The sequence below is a fragment of the Actinomadura litoris genome, assembly GCF_009733595.1.
Classification (GTDB): Bacteria; Actinomycetota; Actinomycetes; order Streptosporangiales; family Streptosporangiaceae; genus Spirillospora; species Spirillospora litoris.
In genome coordinates, this window is record NZ_WOFH01000002.1 from 626,567 (window position 1) to 650,369 (window position 23,803).

The window sequence follows — 23,803 nt, forward strand, 5'->3', positions numbered from 1 at the left end:
CGGATCAGGACGGCGCGTCGGGGCCCTCGATCTGGGCCTCCGCCTCGCGCCGCCTCATCTCCTTGCGCAGCCGCTTGTCGTGCTTGCGCGCCCGGCGCTTGACGCCGACGCCGCCCCAGAACGCGAAGCCGCGGATGACGACGACGGGGGCGCCCGGCGCGCCGGGGCCGCTGGCCCGCTGGTCGAACCCGCCCATGATCCCGAGGCCCTTGACGTGCACGGTGAGGTCGTCCGGCACGATGACCTCCACCCCGCCCATGACCGCCAGCACGGAGATCGTCGCCTCCGCCTCCTCGAACCGGGCCTCGCGCAGGTCGATCTTGCCGCCGCCCCAGAACGCGAACGCGCGGAACCGCCGGGGGACGTTCCACACCCCCGACCGCCGGAACCCGCTCATGATCCCGATGCCGCCCCGCCAGGACGGGGCGCCCCGCACCGGCCTAAAGTCGGTCCCCGAGGACGGCGCGGGCGCGGGCGGCGCCGTGCCCTCGGCCGGCAGGTCGCGGGTGAGCGGCTCCAGCTCCGCGTAGGTCTTGGCCGCGTACACCGCGTCGAGCCGCTCGTCCAGCTCCTCCAGCGTGAGCCGCCCCTCGCCGGCCGCGTCGCGCAGCACCCCGGCGACGCGCTCGCGGTCGGCGTCGGAGGCCCGCATCTCCGGTGTCGCGGGCCGTCCGGCGCGCTCAGGCAGGTTCGTCATGCGCCGAGCCTAGAGCGGCCGGCCGGTGGTCTCCAGCCGTACGATGATCGACTTCGACGTCGGGGTGTTGCTGACGGCGGCGGTGCTGTCGAGCGGGACCAGCACGTTGGTCTCCGGGAAGTAGGCCGCCGCGCAGCCCCGCGCCGTCGGGTAGCCGACCACGCGGAAGGCGGGGGCGCGGCGCTCGGTGCCGTCCGTCCACTCCGAGACGAGGTCGACGACCGCGCCGTCGCCGATCCCGAGGGCCTCCAGGTCGGCGGGGTTGACGAACACGACGCGGCGGCCCGCCTTGATGCCCCGGTAGCGGTCGTCCAGCCCGTAGATCGTGGTGTTGTACTGGTCGTGGCTGCGGACGGTCTGGAGCAGCAGCCGCCCCTCCGGCACCCGCAGCACCTCCAGCTCGTTCACGGTCAGGTTGGCCTTGCCGGTGGCGGTGGGGAAGCGGCGCTCGTCGCGGGGCGCGTGCGGGAGCGTGAAACCGTTCTTCTCCCGGATCCGCTCGTTGAAGCGGTCGAACCCGGGCACGACCCGGGAGACGCGGTCGCGGATCACGTCGTAGTCGCGCTCCATCTCCGCCCAGCCGAGGTCGGGCCCGGACAGGGTGGCGCGGGCGAGGCGGCACACGATCGCGACCTCCGACAGCAGGTCGGGGGAGGCCGGGGCGAGCCGCCCGCGCGAGGCGTGCACCATGCCCATCGAGTCCTCGACGGAGACGAACTGCGGCCCGGAGTCCTGGACGTCGCGCTCGGTGCGGCCGAGCGTCGGCAGGATCAGCGCCCGCGTCCCGGTGACCGCGTGCGACCGGTTGAGCTTGGTGGACACCTGCGCGGTCAGCCGGCAGCCGCGCAGCGCCGCCTCGGTCACCGCCGAGTCGGGGGTGGCGCGGACGAAGTTGCCGCCCATCCCGAGGAACACCTTCGCGGTGCCGTCCCGCATGGCGCGGATCGCGTCCACGGTGTCGAGGCCGTGCTCGCGCGGCGGCTCGAAGCCGAACTCCTCGGCGAGGGCGTCCAGGAAGGCGGGCGCGGGCTTCTCGTAGATGCCCATCGTCCGGTCGCCCTGCACGTTGGAGTGCCCGCGGACGGGGCAGACGCCCGCGCCGGGGCGGCCGATGTTGCCGCGCAGCAGCAGGAAGTTGACGACCTCGCGGATCGTCGGCACCGAGTTGCGGTGCTGGGTCAGCCCCATCGCCCAGCACACCACGATCTTCTTCGCGGCCAGCACGTCGCCGAGCGTCGCGGCGATCTCGCCCCGGGTCAGGCCGGTCGCCTCCAGCACCGCGTCCCAGTCCAGGCCGAGGACGTGGTCGCGGAACGCCTCGAACCCGTGCGCGTGGGCGGTCAGGAACTCCTCGTCGACCGCGTCGGGCGCGTCCGACTCCAGCAGCAGCCGGTTGAGCGCCTGGAACAGGGCGAGGTCGCCGTTCAGCCGGATCTGGAGGAACCGGTCGGCGAGGCCCGTGCCCTTCCCGACGAGCCCCGACGCGCGCTGCGGGTTCTTGAACCGCATCAGCCCGGCCTCGGGCAGCGGGTTCACCGCGACGATCCGCGCGCCGTCCTTCTTGGCGCGTTCCAGGGCCGACAGCATCCGGGGGTGGTTGGTGCCCGGGTTCTGGCCGACGACGAAGATCAGGTCGGCCTGGTGCAGGTCCTCCAGCAGCACCGAGCCCTTGCCGATGCCGATGGTCTCGACCAGCGCCGACCCCGACGACTCGTGGCACATGTTGCTGCAGTCGGGGAGGTTGTTCGTGCCGAACGCGCGGGCGAAGAGCTGGTAGGCGAACGCGGCCTCGTTGCTCGTCCGGCCCGAGGTGTAGAAGAGGGCCTCGTCGGGGGAGTCCAGGGCGTTCAGCTCCTCGGCGAGGAGCCCGAACGCCTCGTCCCACGACACCGGCTCGTAGTGCTCGGACCCGGCGCGCAGGATCATCGGCTCGGTCAGCCGGCCCTGCTGCCCCAGCCAGTGGTCGGAGCGCTCGGCCAGCTCGGCGACCGTGTGGCGGGCGAAGAACTCCCGGGTGACCCGCCGGGTCGTCGCCTCCTCCGCGACGGCCTTCGCGCCGTTCTCGCAGAACTCGGCGAGGTGCCGGTGGTCGCCCTCGGGCCACGCGCAGCCGGGGCAGTCGAACCCGGGCTTCTGGTTGACCCGGACCAGCGTCAGCGCCGTCCGGCGCACGCCCATCTGGTCGTAGGCCTGGCGCAGCGCCGCCGTGACGCCCGGCACGCCCGCCGCCCAGGTCTTCGGCTCCGAGACCTCGGTGCCGGCGATGTCGTCGGCGGGGTCGACGTCGTCCGCGGGCGCCTTGCGGCTCATCGTTCACGTCCTCGGGTCAGGGGCAGGGGGCCGCCCCTACTCTCGCACGACCCGCTTCGCTGGTCACCGCCCGGTTCCGCTGGACGGACGCTACTGGGGCGGCCCGTCGGTGAGATGCAGCACGGCGGACTGCCGGACGCCCTGCGCCGTCGTCCATTCCAGCAGGACGTCGTCGCCCGGGTGGTGGGCCAGCATCAGGTCGGTGAGGGCGGTGGCGGACTCCACCCGCCGCCCGCCCAGGGCGACGATCGTCACGCCCACCGGTACCCCGGCGGTCTCGGCGGGCGTGCCGGGGACGACCTCGGCGACCAGGGCGCCCTGTTCCGCGCCCGTCCCCCGCACCTTGACGCCGAGCAGCGCCGTCGGGCCGATGTGGACGGTCTCGGACGCCTGCCCCCGCTGGATCTGCCGGGCGATCTCCAGCGCGCGCCCGGCGGGGATCGCGTAGCCGCGGTGGGCGCCCTTCTGCTTCAGCTCGGCACCGCCCGCGGCGGCGGTGTTGATGCCGATCACGGTGCCCCCGGTGTCCAGCAGCGGGCCGCCGGAGTCGCCCGGCCGGATCGGGGCGCTGGTCTCGATCAGGCCGGTGAGCCGCTCGGAGGTGCCGTCGCTCTCGTCCCTGGCGGTCACGGACTGGCCGAGCGAGGTGACCAGGCCCGTCACGACCGAGGGGTTCCCGCCCCTGCCGCCCGCGTTGCCGACGGCGGTGACCGGGTCGCCGACCCGCACGCGGGACGCGTCGCCGAACACGGCCGCCTTCAGCCCGGACGCGCCGTCCAGCCGGATCACCGCGATGTCGCCCGCCTTGTCGTAGCCGACGACCCGCGCGGTGTAGGTGCGGTGGTCGTCGGTGTCGGTGCCCTTGATCGACGTGGCGCCCTGGATGACGTGGTTGTTGGTGAGCACGAACCCGGACTGGTCGAGGACGAGGCCCGTCCCGGCGGCGCTGGTGCTGTTCAGGCCCTGCTCGGTGTCGATGTTGACGACGCCGGGGCGGCGCCCGCTCGGCGCCGCGTGCCGGGTGGAGGTGGCCGCGACCGGCGGGGTCACCTCGGGGTCCTCCGCCGCGCGGCAGGCGGGGGCGAGCAGCGCCGCCAGCGCGGCCAGCACCGCCAGCGCCGCCGCGCGGACGCCGCGACGCTCCGGGATCTCGCTCACCGCGCCTCCCCTCGGGCTTTCCTCCAATGATTCCCGATCTCTGGTGTTTAGTCCCTAGAGCCGGAAGAGAGGCGCTCTGACCTGTGGATTCACCGGCGGCGCGGGGCCAGGAGCGTGATCGCGAACGCGGCCAGCGCCAGCGCGGCGATCGTCAGCGCCATCGGCAGCGCGGTGCCGGGGCCCCCGACCCCGGCGAGCGGCGCGGCCGCGCCGCCGATCGCGAACTGGGTCAGCCCGAGCAGCGCCGACGCGCTCCCGGCGACCCGGGGCGGCCGGTCGGCCAGCGCGAGCGCGGTCGCGTTCGGCATGATCAGGCCGTCCCCGGCGGCGACCAGGAACAGCGCGGGCAGGACGCAGGGCAGGCCCGCCCCGGTGAGAACCGCGATCGGCAGCCCCACGCCGCCGACCGCGACGACCGTCAGCCCGGCGGCCAGCAGCCGCTCCAGCCTGACCCGCCCCGCCAGCCACCCGCTGAGCTGGCCGACCGCGACGATGCCGAGTGAGTTGACGCCGAACACGATGCTGAAGCCCTGCGGCGACAGGCCGTAGATGTCCTGGAGGACGAACGGGGAGCCCGAGATGTAGGTGAACAGCGCGCCGAACGCCAGCGCGACCGACAGGCCGTAGGCGACGAAGGTCCGGTCGGCGGCGAGCGCGCGGAACGTCGTCAGCGTGGCGCGGGCCCCGCCGGTCTCGCGGCGCCCCGGCGGCAGCGTCTCGCGCAGCCCGAGCAGCGCGGCCAGGAACAGCGCGACGCCCGTTCCGGCGAGGACGGCGAACACGCCCGGCCACGGCATGACCCGCAGCAGCTGCCCGCCGAGGACGGGCGCGAGGATCGGCGCGAGCCCGTTGACGAGCATCAGCAGCGAGAAGAACTTCGCCGCCGCGACCCCGTCGTAGAGGTCCTGGACGATGGCGCGGCCGATCACGATCCCGGCGGCGCCCGCCGCGCCCTGGACGAGCCGCAGCGCGATGAACGTCTCCACGTTCGGCACCATGACGCACAGCGCCGACGCGATCGCGTACAGGGCGAGGCCGACCAGCAGCGGGCGGCGGCGGCCGAGCGCGTCGCTCAGCGGGCCCGCGATGATCTGCCCGGCGGCGAGGCCCACCACGCACGCGGTCAGCGTGAGCTGCACCTGCATCGCGCCGGTGGACAGGTCGGAGGCGAGCCGGGGGAGCGCCGGGAGGTACATGTCGATCGACAGCGGCGCGACGGCGGTCAGCGCGCCGAGCACGAGGATCAGCATGAGCCGCCGGTCGGGCGCGGCGCGCGCCGGGGACACGGGCCCGGAGGGCGTGGCCGTCTGGTGCATGGGGGGTCTCCGTGGGGAAGCGGCCGGGCGGAGGAGGTCCGGGGAGCCCGAGAGGTCTCCGAGAAGATCTAACGAGATGACCCTACGTTATCTGCCACGTCAGGAAGTGGTGTCCGTCACATCACGGTCAGTAAGGGAACCGCTCGGCGGCGGCGAGCAGCGCGCCGGTCACGGCGGCGACGGTCAGCGCCGACACCCCGGCCAGCACGGCCCAGCGTCCGACCTGGTAGCCGACCGGCACGCGGCCGCCCGCGCGCCCGCGCACCGGCCAGGGAGCGCGCGGCGGCGCCGTCCCCGGCACCCCGTCCTCGCCGTCGCCGGTGGCCGGGCCGTCGCCGTTCGCCGCCGGCGGGGTCAGGCCCGACAGCCAGCCGAGCAGGTCGGCGACGCCCGCGGGCGGGGTCGCCAGGCCCGAGCCGAGGTAGCGGACCTCGCCCGCGACCTGGTCGAGCATGCGGACGGTGTTGCCGAGCCCGACCCGGCCGAGCCAGCCGCGCAGGTCCGGGTCCTCGCGCAGGCTCCGGCCGACCTCGGTGCGGGCGAGCAGGTCGATCTTGGTGACGACGACCGCGACGCGCTTCTGCCGCCCCTGGTCGGGACGCGAGCGCAGCTCGTTCAGCACCCGCTGGAGCGTGTCGGCCGGATCCTCCTCCGACGAGGCGGCGCCCGCCTCGACCAGCCGCCGCTCGTCGGCGGTCAGCGCCCGCCGCACCTGGGGGAGCGCGAAGGGGTCCACGACGAACAGCAGCGCCTCGCCGTGGTCGAGGTAGCGCAGCGACTCCACCTCGGTCGCGCCCGTGTAGTGCTCGCCGGCCGGGTCGAACAGGTAGAGGATGCGCCGCGCGCGTCCCGGCAGCTCCACGTCCACCATCGTGGCGAGCGGCAGCTCCGGGCCCGTCTTGGCGGGGCGTCCGCCGCGCCGGAACTCCTCGATGGCGCCCGCGTACGCCTGGGCGTGCCGCCGCTCCACGAACGAGAGCCGCCCGTCGACGGCGTGCGCGTGCGCGTGCAGCGCGCGGATGCCGAGCACCATGAACGTGGTCTTGCCCGCCGCCGGGCCGCCGACGAACGGCAGCGGCTCCACCCGGACCCGCCCGATCCGCTCGGGCAGCCGCCCGCCGCAGTGCGGGCAGTAGGCCGCCAGCCGGAACCGTCCGAGCGGCACGGTCGTCGGCAGCCGCGCGCCGCAGCGGCACACGTGCCGGAACGCGCCGCCCGCGCCCGGCGTCAGCCCCCGGTGCCGGGCCCCGCATCCCGGGCACGCGTACTCGGGCAGCCCGATCCGCTCGTAGCAGAACGGGTGCGGGCAGGTCTGGAGGATCCGGCCGTAGGCCATGAACACCCGCTCGACCGCCGCGAGCACGAGCACGCAGCCGAGCCACGCCGCGAGCCCGACCGCCGCGACCAGCCCGTACAGGACGGTCAGCGCCAGCACGAACACCCCGGCGGGGACGGCGGCGGTGGCGATCCCCGCGCACAGCGCCAGCCAGATCGGGAACGCGAAGTACCCCCAGAGCCCGCCGAGCAGCAGCGTCCTGGTGAGCCGCACCACGATCGCCGACGCGGTCGTCCACACCCGGGGCACGACCGTCCGGGTGATCGCCCACCAGTCCCGCCACACCTGGGACAGCAGGTAGTGCCGGTAGGCGACCGGCGGCGGCTCGACCGGCGAGGGGCCCTCCAGCGTGGAGGGGGCGAGCGTCCGGCAGGCGTGCAGGTAGTACAGGCCGAGCGCGGCGGCCCCGGCCACGACCAGCGTCGCGGGGAACAGCACGGGGAACACGACCATGAACCCGACGTACATGGCGCCGAGCCACACCGCGATCAGCAGCAGCACGAGAACGGGATGCACGCCTCACCGCCCCCTGAAGCGCGAACCGGCCTCGGCGAGGAGGTCCTTCAGCGCCGCGCGCAGCCGCGGCTCGCCGGACAGGTGCGCGTCGAGCTGGCGCGCCGCGAGCCACCGTCCGGCCGCCGCGCGCGCCCACGTCTCCAGCGCGGGCTCGGTGACGCCCCGCGTCCGCAGCCGCAGCACCACCTCGACCAGGTCGTTGCGCTCCCCGATCTCCGCGCCGCGCAGCGGGGCGCGGCCCGCGCGGGCGCGGGCGGGCAGCTCCGCCGTCCACCGCCCGCCGAGCCGCGCCCGCACGGGCGTGGACGCGGCGGCCAGCAGCGCGGCCCGGAACCGCGGCGGCCTCCGGCACAGCAGCCGCGCGGCGGCGGTGAACGCCGCGTCGGCGAGATCGGGCCCGGCGCCCGAGCCGGCCAGCTCGTCCAGCGCCCGCGCGGCCTCCCTCGGCTGCTCGGCGGTGACCGCGTCGGCGTGCGCCCGGACGGCCTCCGCGTCGCGCGCGGCCCGCCCGTCCGGCAGGACCGCCAGGACCCGCGCCGCGAGCCGCAGCGTCATCGCGTCCGCGAACGTCTCGCCCTGCCGCGCGAACGCCCGCGACGGCAGCTCCGCCAGCGCCGGGTGCGCGGCCATCCCGGCGGGGTGGGCCTCCAGCAGCTCGACGCACTCCAGCGCCGACGGCGGGTCCGTCCACACCTCGCCCAGCGCCGCCCCGACCCCTTCGGCCTCCTCGGCGAGGCCCAGCAGCTCGCCGGTGACCGCGACGCGGGTCGCCGGGCGGCGCCGTCCCGCCGACGCCAGCACCGCCACCGCGACGTCCGGGTGCCCGCGCAGCCGCTCGGCGCTCGCGTACAGCAGGTCGCAGGCGGCCGGGTCGAGGTCCCGGTGCCCGTGCTCGGTGAGCCCGGCGACCACGCCGTCCAGCAGCGCGTCCCGGACCTCCGCCGGGCACGCCGCGTGGACGGCGGGCAGATCGGCGGCGCCCGGCCGGGCCAGCGCCGCCCGCGTCGCCGCGACGGCCAGCGCGTCCGCGAAGCCCCGACCGGCCCCGGCCCGCCGGTGCACGGCCAGCGCCAGCTCCAGGCCCATGGACCGGGCGCCGGGCGCCAGCTCCCGCCACACCCAGTCGGGGAGCGCGTCCCGGTGGGAGACCAGCTCCGCCGCCGCCCGCTCCTCCTCCGCCGTCACCGCCGCCTCGCCCCGGCACAGCGCGAGCAGCACGGCCGCGCCGTCCAGCGCGGCGGTGTCGGGGCGCGCCAGCTCGGCGAGGGCGTCCAGGCCGGCGAAGTCGGCCGCGCGCCAGCAGGCCGCGACCGTCCGGGCGAACCGGGACGGCCCGCGCGGGGCCTCCGGCGGCGCGCCCTCGCCGAGGTCGACGGCGAACGCGTGCGAGGTGCGGTGCCGGACGGCGGCCCACACGCCCGGGGTCGTGCCGACGAGGCGCTGCGCGGCGCCCTCCGGGTCGGCGGTGTAGGTCACGAACGACAGCCGCGCCGCCGCCGCGACCGGCAGCGAGTAGGAGACGACCGCGATCCACCGGGCGACGACCTCCACGTCGCCCGCGACCAGTACGACGCGCCCGTGGCCCCGCGCGAGCACCGAGGAGACCGCGTCGACCAGGCCCGCGAGCGTCGCGTAGGGGGCGTCCGAGCCGGGGGCGGCGAGCCAGGCGGCGAGCGCCTCGGGGTCGAGGGCGGCGCCGGGGGTCAGCTCCTCCAGCTCCTCCAGCGCCGGGTCGTCGGCCGGGCCGTGCGTCCACAGCGGGGCGCGCCACAGCTCGGCGGGGCGCAGCCCCTCCAGCTCGCCGGGCTCGGCCACGACCGCGTGGGCGAAGAAGTTGCCGTAGCGGCCGGAGTAGTCGCGGCCGAGGTAGCGGCTGCGCAGCAGCAGCGGCCTGCCGCCGACGGTGTCGTAGAGGAGCGAGACGGGGAACTCCGCCAGCTCCGCCTCGTCCGGCGAGAGCGGCGCGTCCGGCGGCGGACGGTAGGACAGGTACGGCGTCACCCCCGCCCGCACCCCGTCGGGCAGGCCCGGCGTCTCGGCGACGAACTGGAACCCCGCCCGGCCGGTGGGGCCATGCCGGGCCGAGGTGTAGTGCAGCTGCCAGGCCACCGTCACGCCCCTCCGGGGCGGGCCCCGTCGAGCATCCCGAACCGGTGCAGCAGCCACAGCAGCGGGTCCTCGGCGCGGTGCGGCCGGACGCCGCCCGCGCCGACCCGCCCCGCCTCGGGGACGCCGCCGAGCGCCGACAGCCCGAACAGCGCGTGCTCGGCGTACTGCTGGCCGAGGTAGGTGTCGAGCTGGCCCGCCCCCCAGTCGTGCAGCAGCGCGCGGACCTGCGCGTCCACCGCCTCCCTGTCGTCGAGGTCGAGGACGCCCGAGCCCGCGCGGGTGCGGTGCAGCGCCGACTGCCGCAGCGGCGCGGGCCGCAGCACGTCGATCTTGGTCAGCGCGACCGCGACCGGCACCGGCAGCGGCTCGCCGGGACGGGCGCCGTGCCGCTGCCGGAGCGTCTCGGTGACCCGCGCGATGACGTTCAGCGGCTCGCTGCCGGGATCCTCGCCCGCGCCCCGGGGGACCGGGACGTCGGCCAGGCCCGTCCGGGCGCCGGGCAGCTCCAGCGGGTCGACGAGGAAGATGACCGCGTCCGCCGCCTCCAGGTAGCGCAGGTGCAGGTCGGTGGCCTCGCGGCTGCGCAGGTCCTCGCCCGCCGTGTCGAACAGCACCAGCGCCAGCGACTCGTTGCGCGCGCGGGAGAAGCGGCCCCTGCGCGTCCGGGTGAGGAGGTAGACGAGCGGCTCGCGCGGGCCCGTCGCCGCGCTGGCCGTCGTCGGCAGCAGCCTGCGCTCCTCCAGCAGCGGGCGGGCGAAGTCGCGCTTGTACCGCTCGATCGTGCGGTCGTCGCAGGCCACGAGCGAGGCGTCCAGCTCGGTGCCGACCCGGTTCATCAGCTCGTGCAGCAGCACGGCGATGTAGGTGCTCTTGCCCGCGTTCTTCGCGCCGACGAGCGCGACGATCCGGCCGGGGGAGTCGCAGTAGGCGGCCGGGAGCGGGTTGTGGCACTCGGGGCAGGCCCGGTTGCCGGTCGGCCGGCCGCAGTCGGGGCAGTCGGCGCGCCCGCCGCGGCCGGGCGCGGCGAACACCGGCGGCAGCGACGCCCCGGCGGTCGAGCCGGTGTAGGCCGCGAGCCGCTCGTCCAGGACGGGCGCGCACCCCCGCGTCCGCCCGGCCTGCCCCCGGCACCGGAACAGCACCCGCTGCGGCGGCACCGCCGCGAAGCAGTACGGGCAGGTGATCCCCGGCCGGGACGGGGCGCCCGGCAGCCCGACCCGCGGCAGCCCGACGCGGGGCAGCCGGGGACGGGCGAGCGGGCCGGTCATCGCGCGACCTGGAGGGTGCGGACGGGCGGGTCGCTCAGCTCGACGACGTCGTCCTCGGCGAAGCAGCGCAGCCAGTACGGGCCGGACGCCGCCGGGGCGGGCAGCGACAGCTCGCCGGGCACGGGCACCTGCTCCCACGCGCCGAGCGTCTCGCCGTCGGCCGCGCGGTGCGGCATCACCCGCCCGGCGCGCAGCACCAGCGCCAGCCGAGCCACCCGCAGCGGGCGCGGCGAGGTCAGCCGGATCGTCAGCGACCGCCGCCACGGCGGCCCCGACCGCCGCACGTCGTAGCGGACGACCGTCCGCGCCTCCACCCGCGCGGCGACCGCCGGGCCGACCACCCGGGAGCCGCCGACGGTCCCGGACGCCGCGACCGACACCTCCACCGGCTCGTCCTCGGGCACGGGCAGCCTGATCCCGCCCTGCGTGTCGTAGGAGGCGCGCGTCACGACCGCGCGGTCCGCCCCGCCGGGCCCGGACCCCGTGCGGTCGACGGCGGCGACGCCGACCTCGACCTCCGCGACGTCGGGCGGCCAGTCGAACCCGACGTGGACGTGGGCGCCGCGCCGCTCGGCGACCAGCCGGCGCGGCGGCGGCAGGTTCACGTGCCGGTGGCAGGCGCCGATCGCGGCGGTGCCCTCGGCCACCGTCACCGCGAGCAGCCAGCCGCCCGACCCCGGCCGCACCTCCAGCCCCCCGGCGGCGGGCGCGCACGCCAGCCGCCGCGTCGCGCGCCTGACCTCCTCCACCGGGATCAGCGCGCTGCGCGGCCACGGCGGCGGCGCGGCCGCCAGCACCAGCTCGGCCCTGCCGTGCGCGGGCGGGTCGAACCGCACCCGCAGCAGGCCCGGGTCGGACGCGTCGGGCTCCACCTCCAGCTCGTACACCGGCCCGGGCGGCGCGCTCGGCGTCACCGACGCCCGCACCCCCGGCGTCACGACCTCGCGGCCGGACGCGTCCAGGTAGACGGCGCTGACCAGGTAGTGGTGGGTGCGGCCGTTGGGGACGTGCTCGCGGAACCCGTCGCGCCCGCCGGGCACGGCGCGCCCCTCCCGGACCACGACGACCCGCGCCGCCTCCGCCGGGCACCGCCACCGGCCCGTCACCTGGCCGTCGCCCGCCAGCAGCTCGACCTCGCCCGGCTCGGGCCGCACGACGACCGGCCCGGCCACCGCGGGCGCCGCCGCGGCCTCGCCGCGCACCGCGAGGACCCCGTAGTACAGCGGGACGTTCACCGGCGGAGCGGCGTCGCGCGGCCCGGTGAGCGGCTCCCCGTCCCGCGCGTCGCGCGGCGCCCGGCCCGCCCGCCGGACGACCTGGTAGCCCACCTCGCCCGCCGTGGACGGCGACGGCTCCCACGACACCCGCACGGCGGCGCCGTCCACGTCCACCCGCGCGGCCGGGACCGGGAGCGGCGGCAGCCGCCGCCGGTGCTCCGCCGCGCCGGGCAGGTCGCCGACGAGCCGCAGCGCGTCGGCGAGCAGCAGCCACGCGCGGTCGGCGTCGGGCTCGGCGACGGCGGTCTCGCGCAGCCGCAGCGCGGTGTCGAGCCGGTACCGGGCCTCGGCGGCCAGCACCTCCGTCTCCTCGTCGGGGGCCTCGCCCTCGGGGGCGCGGGCGTCGGCCAGCTCCGCCGCCGCGAACACCTCGCCCGCGTCCAGCAGGGCGCGCAGCCGTCCCGCGAGGCCGCCGTCCCGGCCCGTCTCGCGGAGCACGGCGAACACCAGCCGCCGCGCGTCCTCCGCCTCGACGCCGAGGTCGGCGGTGGCGTACCGGAGCAGCGCCCCCTCGGACGCTCGCTGCCGCAGCCGCTCCCGCAGCCGGTCGGCCACGTCGTACAGCACGAGGCCGTGCAGCGGCGCGTCCGACCGCAGCGCCGCCAGCACGGTGCCCGCGTGGGCGGTGCTGGTGTCGCGGCTGCGGCGCGCCCACGCCTCGCCCGCCGCGCGCACCGCGTCCTGGTCGAGGCGCAGGCCCGGCGCCCCGGCGAAGCCGTCCAGGACCCGGATCGGGCCCGCCAGCCGCTCTCCGAACAGGAAGTCGGGCAGGTGCCGCTTGCCGAGGACGTCCAGCGACTCCCGCACCTTCCGGTAGGCAGGGTAGGGCGCGGCGGAGGGCAGCGCGTCGGGCTCGCGGACCGCGATGCCCGCCACGCGCGCCGCGCCCTCCAGCTCGGCGCGCGGCACGCCGCCCGTCCGGGCGATGGCCTCGATCTCGGCGGGCGCGACCATCCGCAGCGTCCCGGCGGCGTCGGCCAGCCGGGCGCGGGCCTCGCGGCCGCGCCGCGCGTCGCGCTCGGCCGCGCCGCGCAGCCGGTCGGCCAGCGGGCGCGGGTCGCCGCGCTCGGCGGCGGCGAACAGCGGCGCCAGCTCCCGGTGCTCGGCCTCCAGCCGGTCGATCAGCCTGCGGTACTTCAGCTGCCCGCGCGAGCGCCGCCAGCACCGCCGCACCTCGCGCACCCGCGCGGCGACCGCGTCCGCCGCCAGCGGCTCGGCGAGCGCGTACCGGGCCCGCAGGTCGTCGGGGGGCCGGTCACCGGCCTCCCGCGCGGGCTCCAGCACCTCCCGCCGGTAGCGCTCGTCGAACGGCTCGTCGCCGGACGGCACCCTGTCGGGCGGCACCCTGTCGGACGGCACCCTGTCGGACGGCACCCTGTCGGACGGCACCCTGTCGGACGGCACGGGCGCCCCCTCAGCTCACCCGCACCTGGGAGAGGGCCTTGCGGGACCGCTCGACCTCCTCCTCGGACATGCCGCCGACGTCCACCTTCAGCTCCAGCCGCTCGCCGGTCTCCTTCTCCACCGCCGTGACGTTCAGCAGGCCGGAGGCGTCCAGCGCGAACGTCACCCCGATCGGCCAGCCCGCCCGCTTGCCCGGCGGGACGCGGATCTCCCCGGTCGCGATCTCGGTGTTGTCGACCAGCTCGACCGACTCGACGCTGCCCGCCTGCTCCATCACCCGGATGTCGGCGGACGCCTGGTCGTCGTAGACGGTGAAGAAGTCCTCGGTCTTGGCGGCGGGCAGCTCGTCGTTGGCGTGCACGAGGTGCGCCACGTGCTCGGCGCCGCTCTCGCGGTCGACGACCACGATCCCGAACGCGTGCGAGGCGACCGTCCGGATCCGCCGCCCCGCGATCTGCTCGCGCTGCTCGGCCGACAGCCCCGCCCGGCTCGCCATCTCCTCGGCGCGCTCGGCGGCGCCCTCCCGGACGAGCCGCCGGTAGGTCTCCTCGAAGGCGTAGAGCGCGGCGCCCTTCGCGACGGCGAGGTCGGGGTCCTGGAGGCGCGGCGCCAGGCCCAGCTCGGTCTCCAGCCGCGCCGCGACCACCGGCATCTTCGTCGAGCCGCCCACGAGGACGAGGTCGTCGTAGTCGTCCACGCCCTTGTCGGCGGCGGTCGCGAGGGTCCGGCCGGTGATCTCGACGGTGCGGTCCAGCAGGTCCTTGGTCAGCTCCTCCAGCTTCTCGCGGCTCACCTCGACCGCCGCGACCCGCCCGCCGTGCATCACCCGGACCGTGTGCGAGGTGCGGGTGGTGAGGGCCTTCTTGGCGTCCTCGGCGTCCCGGCGGAGCTGCTGCTCGGTGGCCTTGTCGTCCAGCGGGTCGCCGGCGTCCGGGTGCTCGGCGCGGAAGCGCTCGGCGAGGTGCTCCACGACCCGCGCGTCCCAGTCGGCGCCGCCGAGCTCGTGGTCGCCATCGGTGCACACCACCTCGATGTGGCCGCCGCGCAGCGCGATGACCGTCGTGTCGAACGTCCCGCCGCCGAGGTCGTAGACGAGGATCGTCCGGTCCGCCTCGGGGTTGAGCACGCCGTAGGTGATCGCGGCGGCGATCGGCTCGGACACGATGTCGATGACGTTCAGCCCGGCGATCCGCCCGGCCTTGCGGGTCGCGTCCCGCTCGGCCGCGCCGAAGTAGGCCGGGACGGTGATGACGACGTCGCGGGTCTCCTCGCCGGTCGAGGTGCGCGCGTCGGTGGCGAGCTTCAGCAGGATGAACGCCGACAGCTCCTCGGGCGCGAAGTCGATCCCGTGCAGCGGGCGGGTCACGTCCCGGCCCATGTCGCGTTTGATCAGGCTGACGACGTTGTCGGGCTCCAGGACGGCGGTGTCCTTCGCGGCGGCGCCGACGACGACGTTGTCGCCGCTCTCGAAGTACACCACCGACGGCGTGGTGTCGGTGCCCTCCAGGTTGCGCAGCACCGCCGGCCGCCCCACCTCGTCGATGGAGGCGATGCACGAGTACGTGGTTCCGAGGTCGATCCCGTAGACAGCCATGTCCCTCTCACCTAATCGGTGCCGAGTCCGGTGTTGCGTTCGGTGCTCATCGTCGCGCCGCGCCCCGCCGCGCGGGGGCGACTTGACCCGGTCTTGTTCGGCTCGGTCATGTCGCGTCCGGCCCTGACGGGTGCCGTGGCGGGTGCCGTGGCGCCGGGCGTGGCGCCGGGCGTGGCGCCGGGCGTGGCGCCGGGCGTGGCGCCGGGCGTGGCGCCGGCGGCGGCGGGGTCGACCCTGCCGACGCACACCGCCGCCTTGCGCAGGATCGCGCCGCCCTGCTCGAACCCGTCGGACTGGACGGTCACCACGGTGCCGTCCCGGGCGGGCTCCGCGACGGAGGTGACCGCCACCGGCCGATGCCGGGACGGGTCGTAGGGGGCGCCGGGCTCGACGGTGTACCGCTCCACGCCGAGCCGGGCGAGCGCGTCGGCGACGTCGTCGGCGACCGCCGCCAGCAGCTGCGCGGTCCGGGCGGGGTCGGGCGGGTCGTCGCGGCCGGGCTCCGAGAGCCGCAGCGACTCGCGGCGCGCCTGGTCGTGCAGCCGGTACAGCGCGGCGCGGACGGGCTCCAGCATCGCCTGCAGCTCGCCGCGGCGGAGCCGCTGGTTCTCCTCGTGCAGCCGGTCGATGACGGCCTCCCGGTGCGCGGCGCGCTCGTGCTCGCGGTCGAGCCGGGCCGACAGCGCGGCGAGCGCCTCCGCGACCCGCGCCCCGGAGCCGTCGTTGAGCGGGCGTTCCCCGTCCGTCGACACGTGCAGTTACCTTAATCGTGAGGTGGCGTGCGGCGATAGATCCGCGGTTGACCTTCAACGGACTCTAGTTTGACCCGGCCCCGCCGATCCAGCACCGGCTTCTCCGTGCCGGAACACATGGGTAACACCACTGAAACGCGTGTCGCGGACCCTGGAGGGGTCCCGGATTCAGGAGGTGGCGATGTTGCTGCGGATTCGTGTCCGCCTGCCGGACCGGCCCGGCTCGCTCGGACGGGTCGCGCGCACGCTCGGCGCGGCGGGCGCCGACGTGGCGCAGATGGCCGTGCTCGAACGCGGCGACGGGCGGGCGCTGGACGACTTCACGGTCTGCTGGCCCGCCGGCGCGGAGACCGGGCGGCTCCACGACGGCCTGGCCTCGGTGCCGGGCGTGGAGGTGCTCGGCGTCTGGCCGACCGGCGAGCCGCAGGGGGCCTTCCCCGACGCCGCCGTGATCGGGCAGGTCGCGGCCGTCCCCGAGCGCGGCGCGGAGATCCTCGCCGACGCCGTCCCGGCCGTCCTCAGCGCCGACTGGGCGGGCCTCGCGGAGGTCGGCGCCGACGGCGCGGCGGCGCTGGTGTACGCCAGCGTCGGCGGGGCCGACCCCGCTCCCGCGGAGCTGCCCGCGCTGGCGCCGGTGCGGCCGCGCTCGTTCACCGCGCCGGACGGCGCGCAGTTCGCGCTGTGCCCGCTGTCGGAGGGAGGGGTGACACTGGTGGTGTCGCGGGCGGGCGCGCCCCCGTTCCACCGGACCGAGGTGCTGCGCCTGGAGCAGCTCGCGGGCGCGGCGGGCGCGGTGCTGGCGGCCGGTCTGCCGCTCGCGCCCTAGCGGCGGGAGGGGAGGGGGTTCGGCGATGCTCCTGGAGGCCGAGCGGGCCGCGCTGTGCGGCACGGGCCGCGGGATGGTGGAGGCGGGGCTCGTGCTGGGCTCGTCCGGCAACGCGAGCGTCCGCGCGGGCGGGCTGGTCGCGGTCACGCCCGGCGGGATGCGGCTCGACCGGCTGGAGCCGGCGGACTGCCCGGTCGTGGACGTGCGCGGCCGGCGGGTGGACGGGCGGCTGGAGCCCTCGTCCGAGACGCCCCTGCACCTCGCGCTGTACGGGGCGTCCCCGGCGTCGGCGGTCGTGCACACGCACTCGACCCACGGCGTGGCGGTCGCCTCGACCCTGACCGAGCTGCCGCCGGTCCACTACAACACGCTGCTGCTGGGCGGGGTGGTCCAGGTCGCGCCCTATGCCACCTACGGGACGGCGGAGCTGGCGGCGAACGTCGAAAAGGCCATGTCCGGGGGGATGCGCGCCGCGCTGCTGGCCAACCACGGCGGCGTCGCGGTCGGCGGCGACCTGGACGAGGCGTTCGAGAACGCGCGGCTGCTGGAGTGGCTGTGCGAGGTCTACATCCGGGCGAAAGCGGTCGGCGACCCGCGCGTCCTCAGCGGGGAGGAGCTGGCGCGGGCCGCCGAGCGCGGGCACCGGCCCAGGGGGTACGGCCCTAGCTGAGGCAGACCGGACGCGTCCGGCGCTGGTACGACCACGCCGCGACGCCCAGTGCCGTGCCGTAGACCGCGAACGCGCCGATCCCGCATGCCGCGACCGTCCAGCCCGCCCATCCCGCCAGCGGCTCCTTGTCCGGGAGGTCGGTGAGGCCCGCGGCGGACGGCAGCAGGTAGAGCAGCGTCGCGGCGACGCCGTAGGGGCCGAGCGTGAGGGCGCCGAGCCACGCGGGGACCAGCGGCAGCCAGCGCGGCACGCGCCGCCCGGTGAGCGGCGGCGCCCACCGGGGGAACACCTGCCCCCACCGGTGGGTGAGGCCGAGAAGCAGGAAGACGCCGAGCAGCGCCGACAGCGTGGTGAAGTCCACGCCGTACCGCTCCAGCGCCAGCACGAGCCCGGACGCGCCGTTCCGCTCGAACTCGGCGACCATCTCCGCGCCGGACACGCCCGCGAACGTCCCGCCGAGCGCCCAGGTCGTCTTCATCGCCATGTACGGGACGAACGCGAGCGCCCCCGCGTACGCCGCGCGCCGCACCGCGCGAGGTGCCGGGAGGGGCGCCGGGAGGGGCGCCGCCGCGCCCCTCCCCGCGACCCCCGCCGCGCCGTCCGCCGGGTGGGTCCCGCCGCACCGCGCGCAGGCCCCCGCGGCCACGCGCTGGAACGCCAGGGCCGCCGCCGCGTACAGCGCGGCACCGGTGGCCGACAGCGCCTCGACGCCGAACACGGGCCAGTCGTCGACCGTGCCGGTGAACACGAGCTGCAGGGCGTTCATGACGAACCCGAACGTGCCGGCGCCGGTCAGCGCGCAGGCCGCCCAGAGCCCGGCGCGCGGCCACCAGCGCGGCATCTGCCGGCCGACGCGCCGCACGCTCGACACCCCCATGATCCCGCCGACCAGCAGCAGCGCGGCCACCGGCAAGGCCAGCGCCGGGCCGATCCGCGCGTCCCGCAGCACGTAGCCGGTGTCCCCGCCGGCCGCCCAGTACAGGGCGAGCCCGACGGCGGGCAGCGTCCACGCCCCGGCCGCGTACCCGGCCCACCGCGGCCACCGCCCGGTCGCGCCCCGCCCGGACGCGGCGTATGCGACGCCCACATCGTCCTCCCTCGCCTCGGCTCCGCTGCCGACCACTCTCGCGGCGGGCGGGGCGCCGGGCCTCCCGCCGAGGGCTGATCCGCCTAGCCCGTGCGGGGGAGGGACGCGGCGGAGGGCGCGCTCAGCGGGGGAGGGAGCCGGCGAAGGCGGTGACGGCGTCGGCGACGCGCTCGGGGAACTCGACGTGGGGGTGGTGCCCGGCGCCGTCCAGGAGCACGACCTCGGCGCCCAGCCGCCCGGCGACCCACTCGGCCTCGGCGACCGGGTCGGGCCAGTCGATGTCGCCCGTCCCCATGATGACCAGCGCGGGCACGGCGACGCGGTCGAGGCGGGCCTCGGCCTCGGCGTGCGACATGCCCATGTAGGCGCCGATGACCTTGGCGCGGCCGGGGCGGCGGAAGCTCGCGTCCAGCCGCGCCCTGTGCTCGGCGAAGTCGGCGGGCGGCTTCGGCTCCCACTTCGGGTAGTAGGACATGTAGAGCGGGCGCGCCAGCCCCGGCACGCGCAGGAGCGCCTGCGTGAGCTTCTGCGCGAGCCCGGCCTCGCCGTCCCGGACGAACGGCGCCGACAGGACGACCCCGCTGATCAGCTCGGGCGCCTCCGCCGCCGCGTAGACCGCCGCCCCCGCGCCGTTCGAGCAGCCGTGCACGAGCGCGGGCCCGGCGTCCAGGTGCCGCAGCAGGGCCATGAGGTCGTGGGCGAGGGGCGTGCTGCCGTACTCGGGCCAGGCGGCGTCGCTGTCGCCCATGCCGCGCTGGTCGAGCGTGACGACCCGGTACCCGGCCGCCACCAGCAGCGGGGTCAGGAACCGGTACTGCGAGCGCAGGTCGAGCATCGACGGCAGGCACACGACGAGCGGGCCGTCCCCCTCGTCGTCGTAGGCGAGGCGGCCGCCGGGAAGCTCCAGGTAGTGGGTCATCGCATGCTCCTTCGTAGCTCTATGGCTAAAAAGATTAGCCATAGGGCTATGTGACGTCAAATCTCAGTCCCAGGCGCCCCCGATCCGGGCGAGGTCGCCGGCGTATTCGATGCGCGCGGCCCACTCGGCGGGCCAGGCGTCCATGCCGAGGTGCGCGCCCGCGAAGGCGCCCGCCAGGCACGCGATGGAGTCGGAGTCCCCGGAGCTGGCGGCGCCGCGCCGGATCGCCGCGACGGGCTCGTCGGGGAAGAGCAGGAAGCACAGCAGGCCCGTGGCGAGGGCCTCCTCGGCGACCCAGCCCGCCCCGGTCGCCTCGCACGGGTCGGCCGCGCGGTCGGGACGGGCGAGCGCCTCCTCCAGCCGGTCGACCGCGTCGAGGCACTCCTCCCAGCCGCGCGAGACGAACCGCCACGGGTCGCCCGAGCCGGAGGCGCGCCACAGGTCCCCGAGCCAGTCCCCGTGATAGGTCGTGCGCTGCTCGTGGCAGCGGTCGCGGAGCGCGCCCGGCAGGTCGGCGGGCGCCAGGCCGTCCGCCAGCCACCGGACGGCGAACGCGGTCAGCTCGCTCGCCGCGAGCCCGGTCGGGTGCCCGTGCGTCATCGCCGCCTGGAGCTGCGACGCGGCGGCGCGCGTCTCGTCGGTCAGCCCCGGGGCCAGCCCGACCGGCGCGACCCGCATGTTCGCGCCGCAGCCCTTGGAGCCGGGCTGGGTCGCCTCCGTCCACGGCACGGGCGCCGCGAGGCGGCGGCACGCGGTCAGGCAGGTGTTGCCCGGCGCCCTGGTGTTGTCCGGGCTGTCGAGCCACTCGACGAACCGCCGCCGCCACAGCGGCTCGACCCGGTCGGCGGTGAGCGGCGGGTCGGCCAGCGCGTCCAGCAGGGCGAGGCCGACCGCGATCGCCATCTGCGTGTCGTCGGTCACGAGCGCCGGGTCCCCCTCGGGGCGCTCGGGCCCGAGGCCGCCGAACCGCTGCCCGATCTGCGCCATCGAGAGGAACTCGGTGGGCGCGCCGAGCGCGTCCCCGTACGCCAGCCCGAACATCGTCCCGCTGGCCCGCCGTGTCGTCGTCATGGGCGGATTGTCCCGTAGGCCCCGACCTTGCCGAGCCGGGGCTACGGGGCCCAGTCGTGCGGCCCGAGCACGTAGCCCTTCGGCGTCGAGTGGAGGTGGTTGACCTCGACGAGGTGCCCGAGCGCCGCCCACAGCTCCTCCTCGGGGGCCGCGACGAGGCGGCTCACCGTGTCGAAGTCCGCCGCCCCGCCCCCCTTGTCGATCTCCGCGACCGTCTCGTAGACGGCCAGCTCGAACTCGCTCAGCTCCTGGACGTCCCCGCGCCTGCCCTCTCGCTCATCCATGACCGCAGCCTGCCCACTGGGCGCGGGTCTAGCCGTAGCGGCGCATCTCGTGGAAGAACCCCGGCACCGTGCTCAGCGCTCCGGACGCGGCGACCTCGTCGTAGACGTAGCGGGCCACGGCGAGGTCCAGGACGCCGAGGCCGAACGGCGAGAACACGACCGGCCGGTCGGCGGGCGGCTCGATCGCGCCGGTGAGGACGTCGTAGAGCGTCCCGGCCACGAAGTCCCTCCCGCCGGTCTTCTGCTCGGCCAGGTGCGGGGACGTGCCGGCCTTCAGGCAGTGCTCCACGTCGTCCACCACGTTCCACGCCGACAGGATGATCTCGGGGGACAGGTCGCGCAGCGAGACGTGCAGGACCAGCGGGTTGTGCGCGAACCACGCCGGGTCGGTGACGTGCGGCTCGCCCGCGACGGTCGCGAACACGACGAGGTCCGACGCGCGGACGAGGTCGTGCGCGGACCCGTGGATCGTGACGGTGCCCGGCCCCGCGCCCTCCAGGTAGCCCTTGAACCCCTCGGCGTGCTCGGCCGACAGGTCGTGGACGCCCAGCTCGTCGAACGCGAACCCGTTGCCCGCCAGGTAGGTGTGGATGTAGCGGGCGATCAGCCCGGTGCCGACGAACCCGACCCGGCGCGGGCGCTCGCCGCGCAGGTCGGCGAGCGTGACCGCGGCCAGCGCGGCGGACGCGGCGGTCCGCGCGGCCGAGATGATCGAGCTCTCCAGGCACGCGAACGGGTAGCCGGTCTCGGCGTCGTTGAGGATCAGCACGGCGGACGCGCGCGGGATGCCCGCCGCGACGTTGCCGGGGAAGCTGGAGATCCACTTGATGCCGTGCACGCCGATCTCGCCCTTGACCGACGCGGGCAGCGCGATGATCCGGTCGGACGGCCGGTCCGGGAAGCGCAGGAAGTAGGAGTCGGGGTTCACGGTCTGCCCCTCGCCGTGCAGCCGGTAGGCCGCCTCGACGGTCCGGGTGACCCGCTCCTCGTGCCCGCCGATCACCTCGTGCACCTGCGCTCCGGAGATCACGGCGAATGTGGGGGCCTGCGTCATGGGGGGAACTCCCGTCCGTCGAGATGATCTTCGAGCCGAGGATAACCGTGCCCCGGGCACCGCCGCCCCGCCCCCCGGGACAGGGCCTTAGGGTGGCGGCGGAGGCCGCCCCGCCCGGGGCCGCCGCGCCCACGCCCGAGATCGTCTCGTCCCCGCCGGGACGAGGAGGAGGAGTCGAGCACATGACCTGGTTCCGCTGCGCCGAGACCCGGCCCTGGGCGTCGACGCGGCTGTTCTGCCTGCCGCACGCGGGCGGGTCGGCGGTGTCCTACCGGTCCTGGACGAAGGAGGCCGACCCCTCGGTGGAGGTGCGCGCCGTCCAGTACCCGGGGCGCGCCGACCGGCTGGCCGACCCCCTCGTCGGCGATGCCCACGAGCTGGCCCGGCTCGTCGCGGGCGCGATGGCCCCGCTGCTCGACCGGCCCGCCGCGCTGTTCGGGCACAGCATGGGCGCCGTCGTCGCCTACGAGGTCGCGCGGCTGCTCCAGGAGCGCGGGAGCGCGCCCGTCCACCTGTTCGCCTCCGGCGCCCGGCCGCCGCACGACCGGGGCGATGACCGCGTCTCCGACCGCGACGACGAGGGCGTGCTCGCCGAGATGACGCGGCTCGGCGGCACCGACGCCGAGATCCTGGCCGACCCGGAGCTGCGCGAGCTGGTGCTGCCCTACGTCCGCAACGACTTCGCGCTGGTCGAGAACTACGCGCACCTGCCGGGCACGCGGCTGGAGGTCCCGGTCACCGTGATCGTCGGGGACGACGACCCGCACGTGACCCCGGCGCAGGCGCGGCGGTGGGCGGAGCTGACCGACGGGCCCTTCGCGATGACGGTGATGGAGGGCGGCCACTTCTACCTCACCCCCCACCAGTCCGCCGTGATCGCCGAGATCCACCGGGCGCTGGGCGTCGTGGGCTGAGGGCCTGGCGGGGCGACCCCCGCCCGGACGCGCGCGAGCCCCCGGGCCCCCGCCGGGCGAGGCGGGGGACCAGGGGCCCGATCCCGGGCGCGCAGGCCGGAAGGCCGGCGCGGGGCCGGAGCGTCAGTACACCTGGGCGCCGTACACCTGGAGCGGCTCGGTGACCGGCTGGAAGAACGTCGTGCCGCCGCTGGAGCAGTTGCCGCTGCCGCCCGAGGTCAGCCCGAGCGCGGTGGCCCCGGCGAACAGCGAGCCGCCGCTGTCGCCCGGCTCCGCGCAGACCGTCGTCTTGATCAGGCCGGTGACGCTGCCCTCGCGGTAGTTCACGGTCTGGTTGAGCCCGGTGACCTGGCCGCTGTGCACCTGCGTGGTGCTGCCGCTGCGCTGCACGGTCTGCCCGACGGTCGGGGTCCCGGCGCTCGTGATGTCCTGGCTGCCGCCGTTGTAGAGGCTGACCGAGCCCTGGGTGTCCTCCGGGGTGGAGGAGTACTTCACGATGCCGTAGTCGTTGCCCGGGAAGCTGCCGTTCTCGGTGTTGCCGAGCAGCCTGGTCTTGCCCTGGTCGGAGTACCAGCTCGTGCCGATGTTCGTGCAGTGCCCGGCGGTGAGGAAGTAGTACGCGCCCCCCTTCTTGACGTTGAAGCCGAGCGAGCAGCGCCCGCCGCTGGTCCAGATGGCCTCGCCGCCCCGGGTGAACGTGCGGAACGTCCCGGCGACCCGCTCGGTGCGGACGGCGGCGCCCTGCTTGGCGACGGCCCGGCGCACCTTCGCGAGCCCGGCGCCGGTGACCGAGGAGTCCATGGACAGCACGACCTTGTTACTGGCCGGGTCCGCGGCCCACGCGGTGCCCGGGACGGTCGCGTCGCGCTTGAGCGCGGCCATGACGCGCTTGAGGTCCGCGCCGCTGCGCGCGACGGTCTTCGGCTGGGCGCCCGCCGCGCGGACGGCCCGCGCCGCGCTCGCGTCGGTGACCGTGACCACGAGCTGCCGCGTGGCGGCGTCGATGTAGGAGCCGGCGCTGCGGGAGCCGAGCCGCTGGGCCAGCGTCGCGGCCGTCCTGGCCTGCGCCGTCTGGGCTGTCGTGACGGCGCCGGCCGGTGCGGCCGGCGCCTGCGGGGCCGCGTTCGCGGCGGGGGCGGCGACCAGGGCGGACGCCATGACTCCCGTCGCCGTCATCGTGACGGCCGCGCCGCTGATGCGAGCGTGACGGATCTTCACTGAGCCTCCAGGGGGGAGCGGGC

19 protein-coding genes are annotated in these 23,803 nt (G+C 76.4%); 3 read left to right on the forward strand and 16 right to left on the reverse strand.

Features of this window, described 5'->3' with window-relative positions:
- Nucleotides 1-4 precede the first annotated feature (4 nt).
- The 10 genes from GNZ18_RS07350 to grpE all read right to left on the reverse strand — a co-directional run bounded on the left by GNZ18_RS07350 (nucleotide 5) and on the right by grpE (nucleotide 15,737).
- Nucleotides 5-697, reverse strand: a complete 693-nt coding sequence (locus tag GNZ18_RS07350; RefSeq protein ID WP_156215423.1) for a DUF1707 SHOCT-like domain-containing protein — start codon at nucleotides 695-697, stop codon at nucleotides 5-7.
- Nucleotides 698-706: 9 nt separating this feature from the next.
- Entirely contained in the window at nucleotides 707-3,007 is a 2,301-nt protein-coding gene (locus tag GNZ18_RS07355) for an FdhF/YdeP family oxidoreductase (RefSeq protein WP_156215424.1), read from the reverse strand.
- A 90-nt stretch (nucleotides 3,008-3,097) separates the two neighbouring features.
- Nucleotides 3,098-4,165 (reverse strand): S1C family serine protease, encoded by a 1,068-nt coding sequence (locus GNZ18_RS07360; RefSeq protein ID WP_308166165.1) that lies wholly within the window; start codon nucleotides 4,163-4,165, stop codon nucleotides 3,098-3,100.
- A gap of 89 nt (nucleotides 4,166-4,254) precedes the next feature.
- The gene (locus GNZ18_RS07365; RefSeq protein ID WP_156215426.1) at nucleotides 4,255-5,481 is read right to left on the reverse strand and encodes a multidrug effflux MFS transporter; all 1,227 of its coding nucleotides are present in this window, start codon (nucleotides 5,479-5,481) and stop codon (nucleotides 4,255-4,257) included.
- A 127-nt stretch (nucleotides 5,482-5,608) separates the two neighbouring features.
- Nucleotides 5,609-7,333, reverse strand: coding sequence for a TRAFAC clade GTPase domain-containing protein (locus GNZ18_RS07370; protein WP_312874353.1), 1,725 nt, complete (start codon nucleotides 7,331-7,333; stop codon nucleotides 5,609-5,611).
- A 3-nt stretch (nucleotides 7,334-7,336) separates the two neighbouring features.
- Nucleotides 7,337-9,442, reverse strand: a complete 2,106-nt coding sequence (locus tag GNZ18_RS07375) for a GAP1-N2 domain-containing protein (protein WP_312874354.1) — start codon at nucleotides 9,440-9,442, stop codon at nucleotides 7,337-7,339.
- Between the two features lie 2 nt (nucleotides 9,443-9,444).
- The gene (locus GNZ18_RS07380; RefSeq protein WP_242886066.1) at nucleotides 9,445-10,710 is read right to left on the reverse strand and encodes a TRAFAC clade GTPase domain-containing protein; all 1,266 of its coding nucleotides are present in this window, start codon (nucleotides 10,708-10,710) and stop codon (nucleotides 9,445-9,447) included.
- Nucleotides 10,707-13,391, reverse strand: coding sequence for a SaeA-related protein (locus GNZ18_RS07385; protein WP_173390673.1), 2,685 nt, complete (start codon nucleotides 13,389-13,391; stop codon nucleotides 10,707-10,709). Before GNZ18_RS07385 ends, GNZ18_RS07380 begins: the two co-directional genes overlap by 4 nt.
- 10 nt (nucleotides 13,392-13,401) lie before the next feature.
- On the reverse strand, nucleotides 13,402-14,985 hold the full coding sequence (locus tag GNZ18_RS07390; RefSeq protein WP_156215427.1) for an Hsp70 family protein: 1,584 nt from the start codon (nucleotides 14,983-14,985) through the stop codon (nucleotides 13,402-13,404).
- 11 nt (nucleotides 14,986-14,996) lie between these two features.
- Nucleotides 14,997-15,737 (reverse strand): nucleotide exchange factor GrpE, encoded by a 741-nt coding sequence (grpE, locus tag GNZ18_RS07395; protein WP_312874355.1) that lies wholly within the window; start codon nucleotides 15,735-15,737, stop codon nucleotides 14,997-14,999.
- Between the two features lie 181 nt (nucleotides 15,738-15,918).
- Between grpE and GNZ18_RS07400 the strand changes: the two genes are divergently transcribed.
- Entirely contained in the window at nucleotides 15,919-16,563 is a 645-nt protein-coding gene (locus GNZ18_RS07400) for an ACT domain-containing protein (RefSeq protein WP_156215429.1), read from the forward strand.
- A gap of 25 nt (nucleotides 16,564-16,588) precedes the next feature.
- A complete protein-coding gene (locus tag GNZ18_RS07405) occupies nucleotides 16,589-17,233 on the forward strand; it encodes a class II aldolase/adducin family protein (RefSeq protein WP_156215430.1) in 645 nt (214 codons plus the stop codon).
- Here the strand turns inward: GNZ18_RS07405 and GNZ18_RS41095 are convergent.
- The 5 genes from GNZ18_RS41095 to sbnB form a co-directional block, all read right to left on the reverse strand.
- Nucleotides 17,226-18,320: a hypothetical protein gene (locus GNZ18_RS41095; protein WP_216651186.1), complete on the reverse strand. Its 1,095-nt coding sequence runs from the start codon at nucleotides 18,318-18,320 to the stop codon at nucleotides 17,226-17,228. The two genes, GNZ18_RS07405 and GNZ18_RS41095, sit on opposite strands and share 8 nt — an antisense overlap.
- Nucleotides 18,321-18,441: 121 nt before the next feature.
- Nucleotides 18,442-19,239: an alpha/beta fold hydrolase gene (locus GNZ18_RS07415; RefSeq protein ID WP_173390674.1), complete on the reverse strand. Its 798-nt coding sequence runs from the start codon at nucleotides 19,237-19,239 to the stop codon at nucleotides 18,442-18,444.
- A gap of 63 nt (nucleotides 19,240-19,302) precedes the next feature.
- Nucleotides 19,303-20,310, reverse strand: a complete 1,008-nt coding sequence (locus GNZ18_RS07420; RefSeq protein ID WP_246249463.1) for an ADP-ribosylglycohydrolase family protein — start codon at nucleotides 20,308-20,310, stop codon at nucleotides 19,303-19,305.
- Between the two features lie 41 nt (nucleotides 20,311-20,351).
- Nucleotides 20,352-20,594 (reverse strand): hypothetical protein, encoded by a 243-nt coding sequence (locus GNZ18_RS07425; RefSeq protein ID WP_156215432.1) that lies wholly within the window; start codon nucleotides 20,592-20,594, stop codon nucleotides 20,352-20,354.
- A 28-nt stretch (nucleotides 20,595-20,622) separates the two neighbouring features.
- Nucleotides 20,623-21,648 (reverse strand): 2,3-diaminopropionate biosynthesis protein SbnB, encoded by a 1,026-nt coding sequence (gene sbnB, locus GNZ18_RS07430; protein ID WP_156215433.1) that lies wholly within the window; start codon nucleotides 21,646-21,648, stop codon nucleotides 20,623-20,625.
- Between the two features lie 182 nt (nucleotides 21,649-21,830).
- Here sbnB and GNZ18_RS07435 point away from each other — a divergent pair, with 182 nt between their 5' ends.
- Entirely contained in the window at nucleotides 21,831-22,562 is a 732-nt protein-coding gene (locus GNZ18_RS07435; protein ID WP_156215434.1) for a thioesterase II family protein, read from the forward strand.
- Between the two features lie 123 nt (nucleotides 22,563-22,685).
- Here the strand turns inward: GNZ18_RS07435 and GNZ18_RS07440 are convergent, their stop codons facing one another.
- Nucleotides 22,686-23,780, reverse strand: a complete 1,095-nt coding sequence (locus GNZ18_RS07440) for a S1 family peptidase (protein WP_242886052.1) — start codon at nucleotides 23,778-23,780, stop codon at nucleotides 22,686-22,688.
- Between the last annotated feature and the right edge of the window lie 23 nt (nucleotides 23,781-23,803).

Coding starts and splice junctions, on each gene's coding strand:
- GNZ18_RS07425 (WP_156215432.1), bottom strand. CDS start 20,594: ATGGATGAGCGAGAGGGCAGGCGCGGGGACGTCCAGGAGCTGAGCGAG.
- sbnB (WP_156215433.1), bottom strand. CDS start 21,648: ATGACGCAGGCCCCCACATTCGCCGTGATCTCCGGAGCGCAGGTGCAC.
- GNZ18_RS07390 (WP_156215427.1), bottom strand. CDS start 14,985: ATGGCTGTCTACGGGATCGACCTCGGAACCACGTACTCGTGCATCGCC.
- GNZ18_RS07350 (WP_156215423.1), bottom strand. CDS start 697: ATGACGAACCTGCCTGAGCGCGCCGGACGGCCCGCGACACCGGAGATG.
- GNZ18_RS07400 (WP_156215429.1), top strand. CDS start 15,919: ATGTTGCTGCGGATTCGTGTCCGCCTGCCGGACCGGCCCGGCTCGCTC.
- GNZ18_RS07435 (WP_156215434.1), top strand. CDS start 21,831: ATGACCTGGTTCCGCTGCGCCGAGACCCGGCCCTGGGCGTCGACGCGG.
- GNZ18_RS07420 (WP_246249463.1), bottom strand. CDS start 20,310: ATGACGACGACACGGCGGGCCAGCGGGACGATGTTCGGGCTGGCGTAC.
- GNZ18_RS07355 (WP_156215424.1), bottom strand. CDS start 3,007: ATGAGCCGCAAGGCGCCCGCGGACGACGTCGACCCCGCCGACGACATC.
- GNZ18_RS07405 (WP_156215430.1), top strand. CDS start 16,589: ATGCTCCTGGAGGCCGAGCGGGCCGCGCTGTGCGGCACGGGCCGCGGG.
- GNZ18_RS07380 (WP_242886066.1), bottom strand. CDS start 10,710: ATGACCGGCCCGCTCGCCCGTCCCCGGCTGCCCCGCGTCGGGCTGCCG.
- GNZ18_RS07415 (WP_173390674.1), bottom strand. CDS start 19,239: ATGACCCACTACCTGGAGCTTCCCGGCGGCCGCCTCGCCTACGACGAC.
- GNZ18_RS07365 (WP_156215426.1), bottom strand. CDS start 5,481: ATGCACCAGACGGCCACGCCCTCCGGGCCCGTGTCCCCGGCGCGCGCC.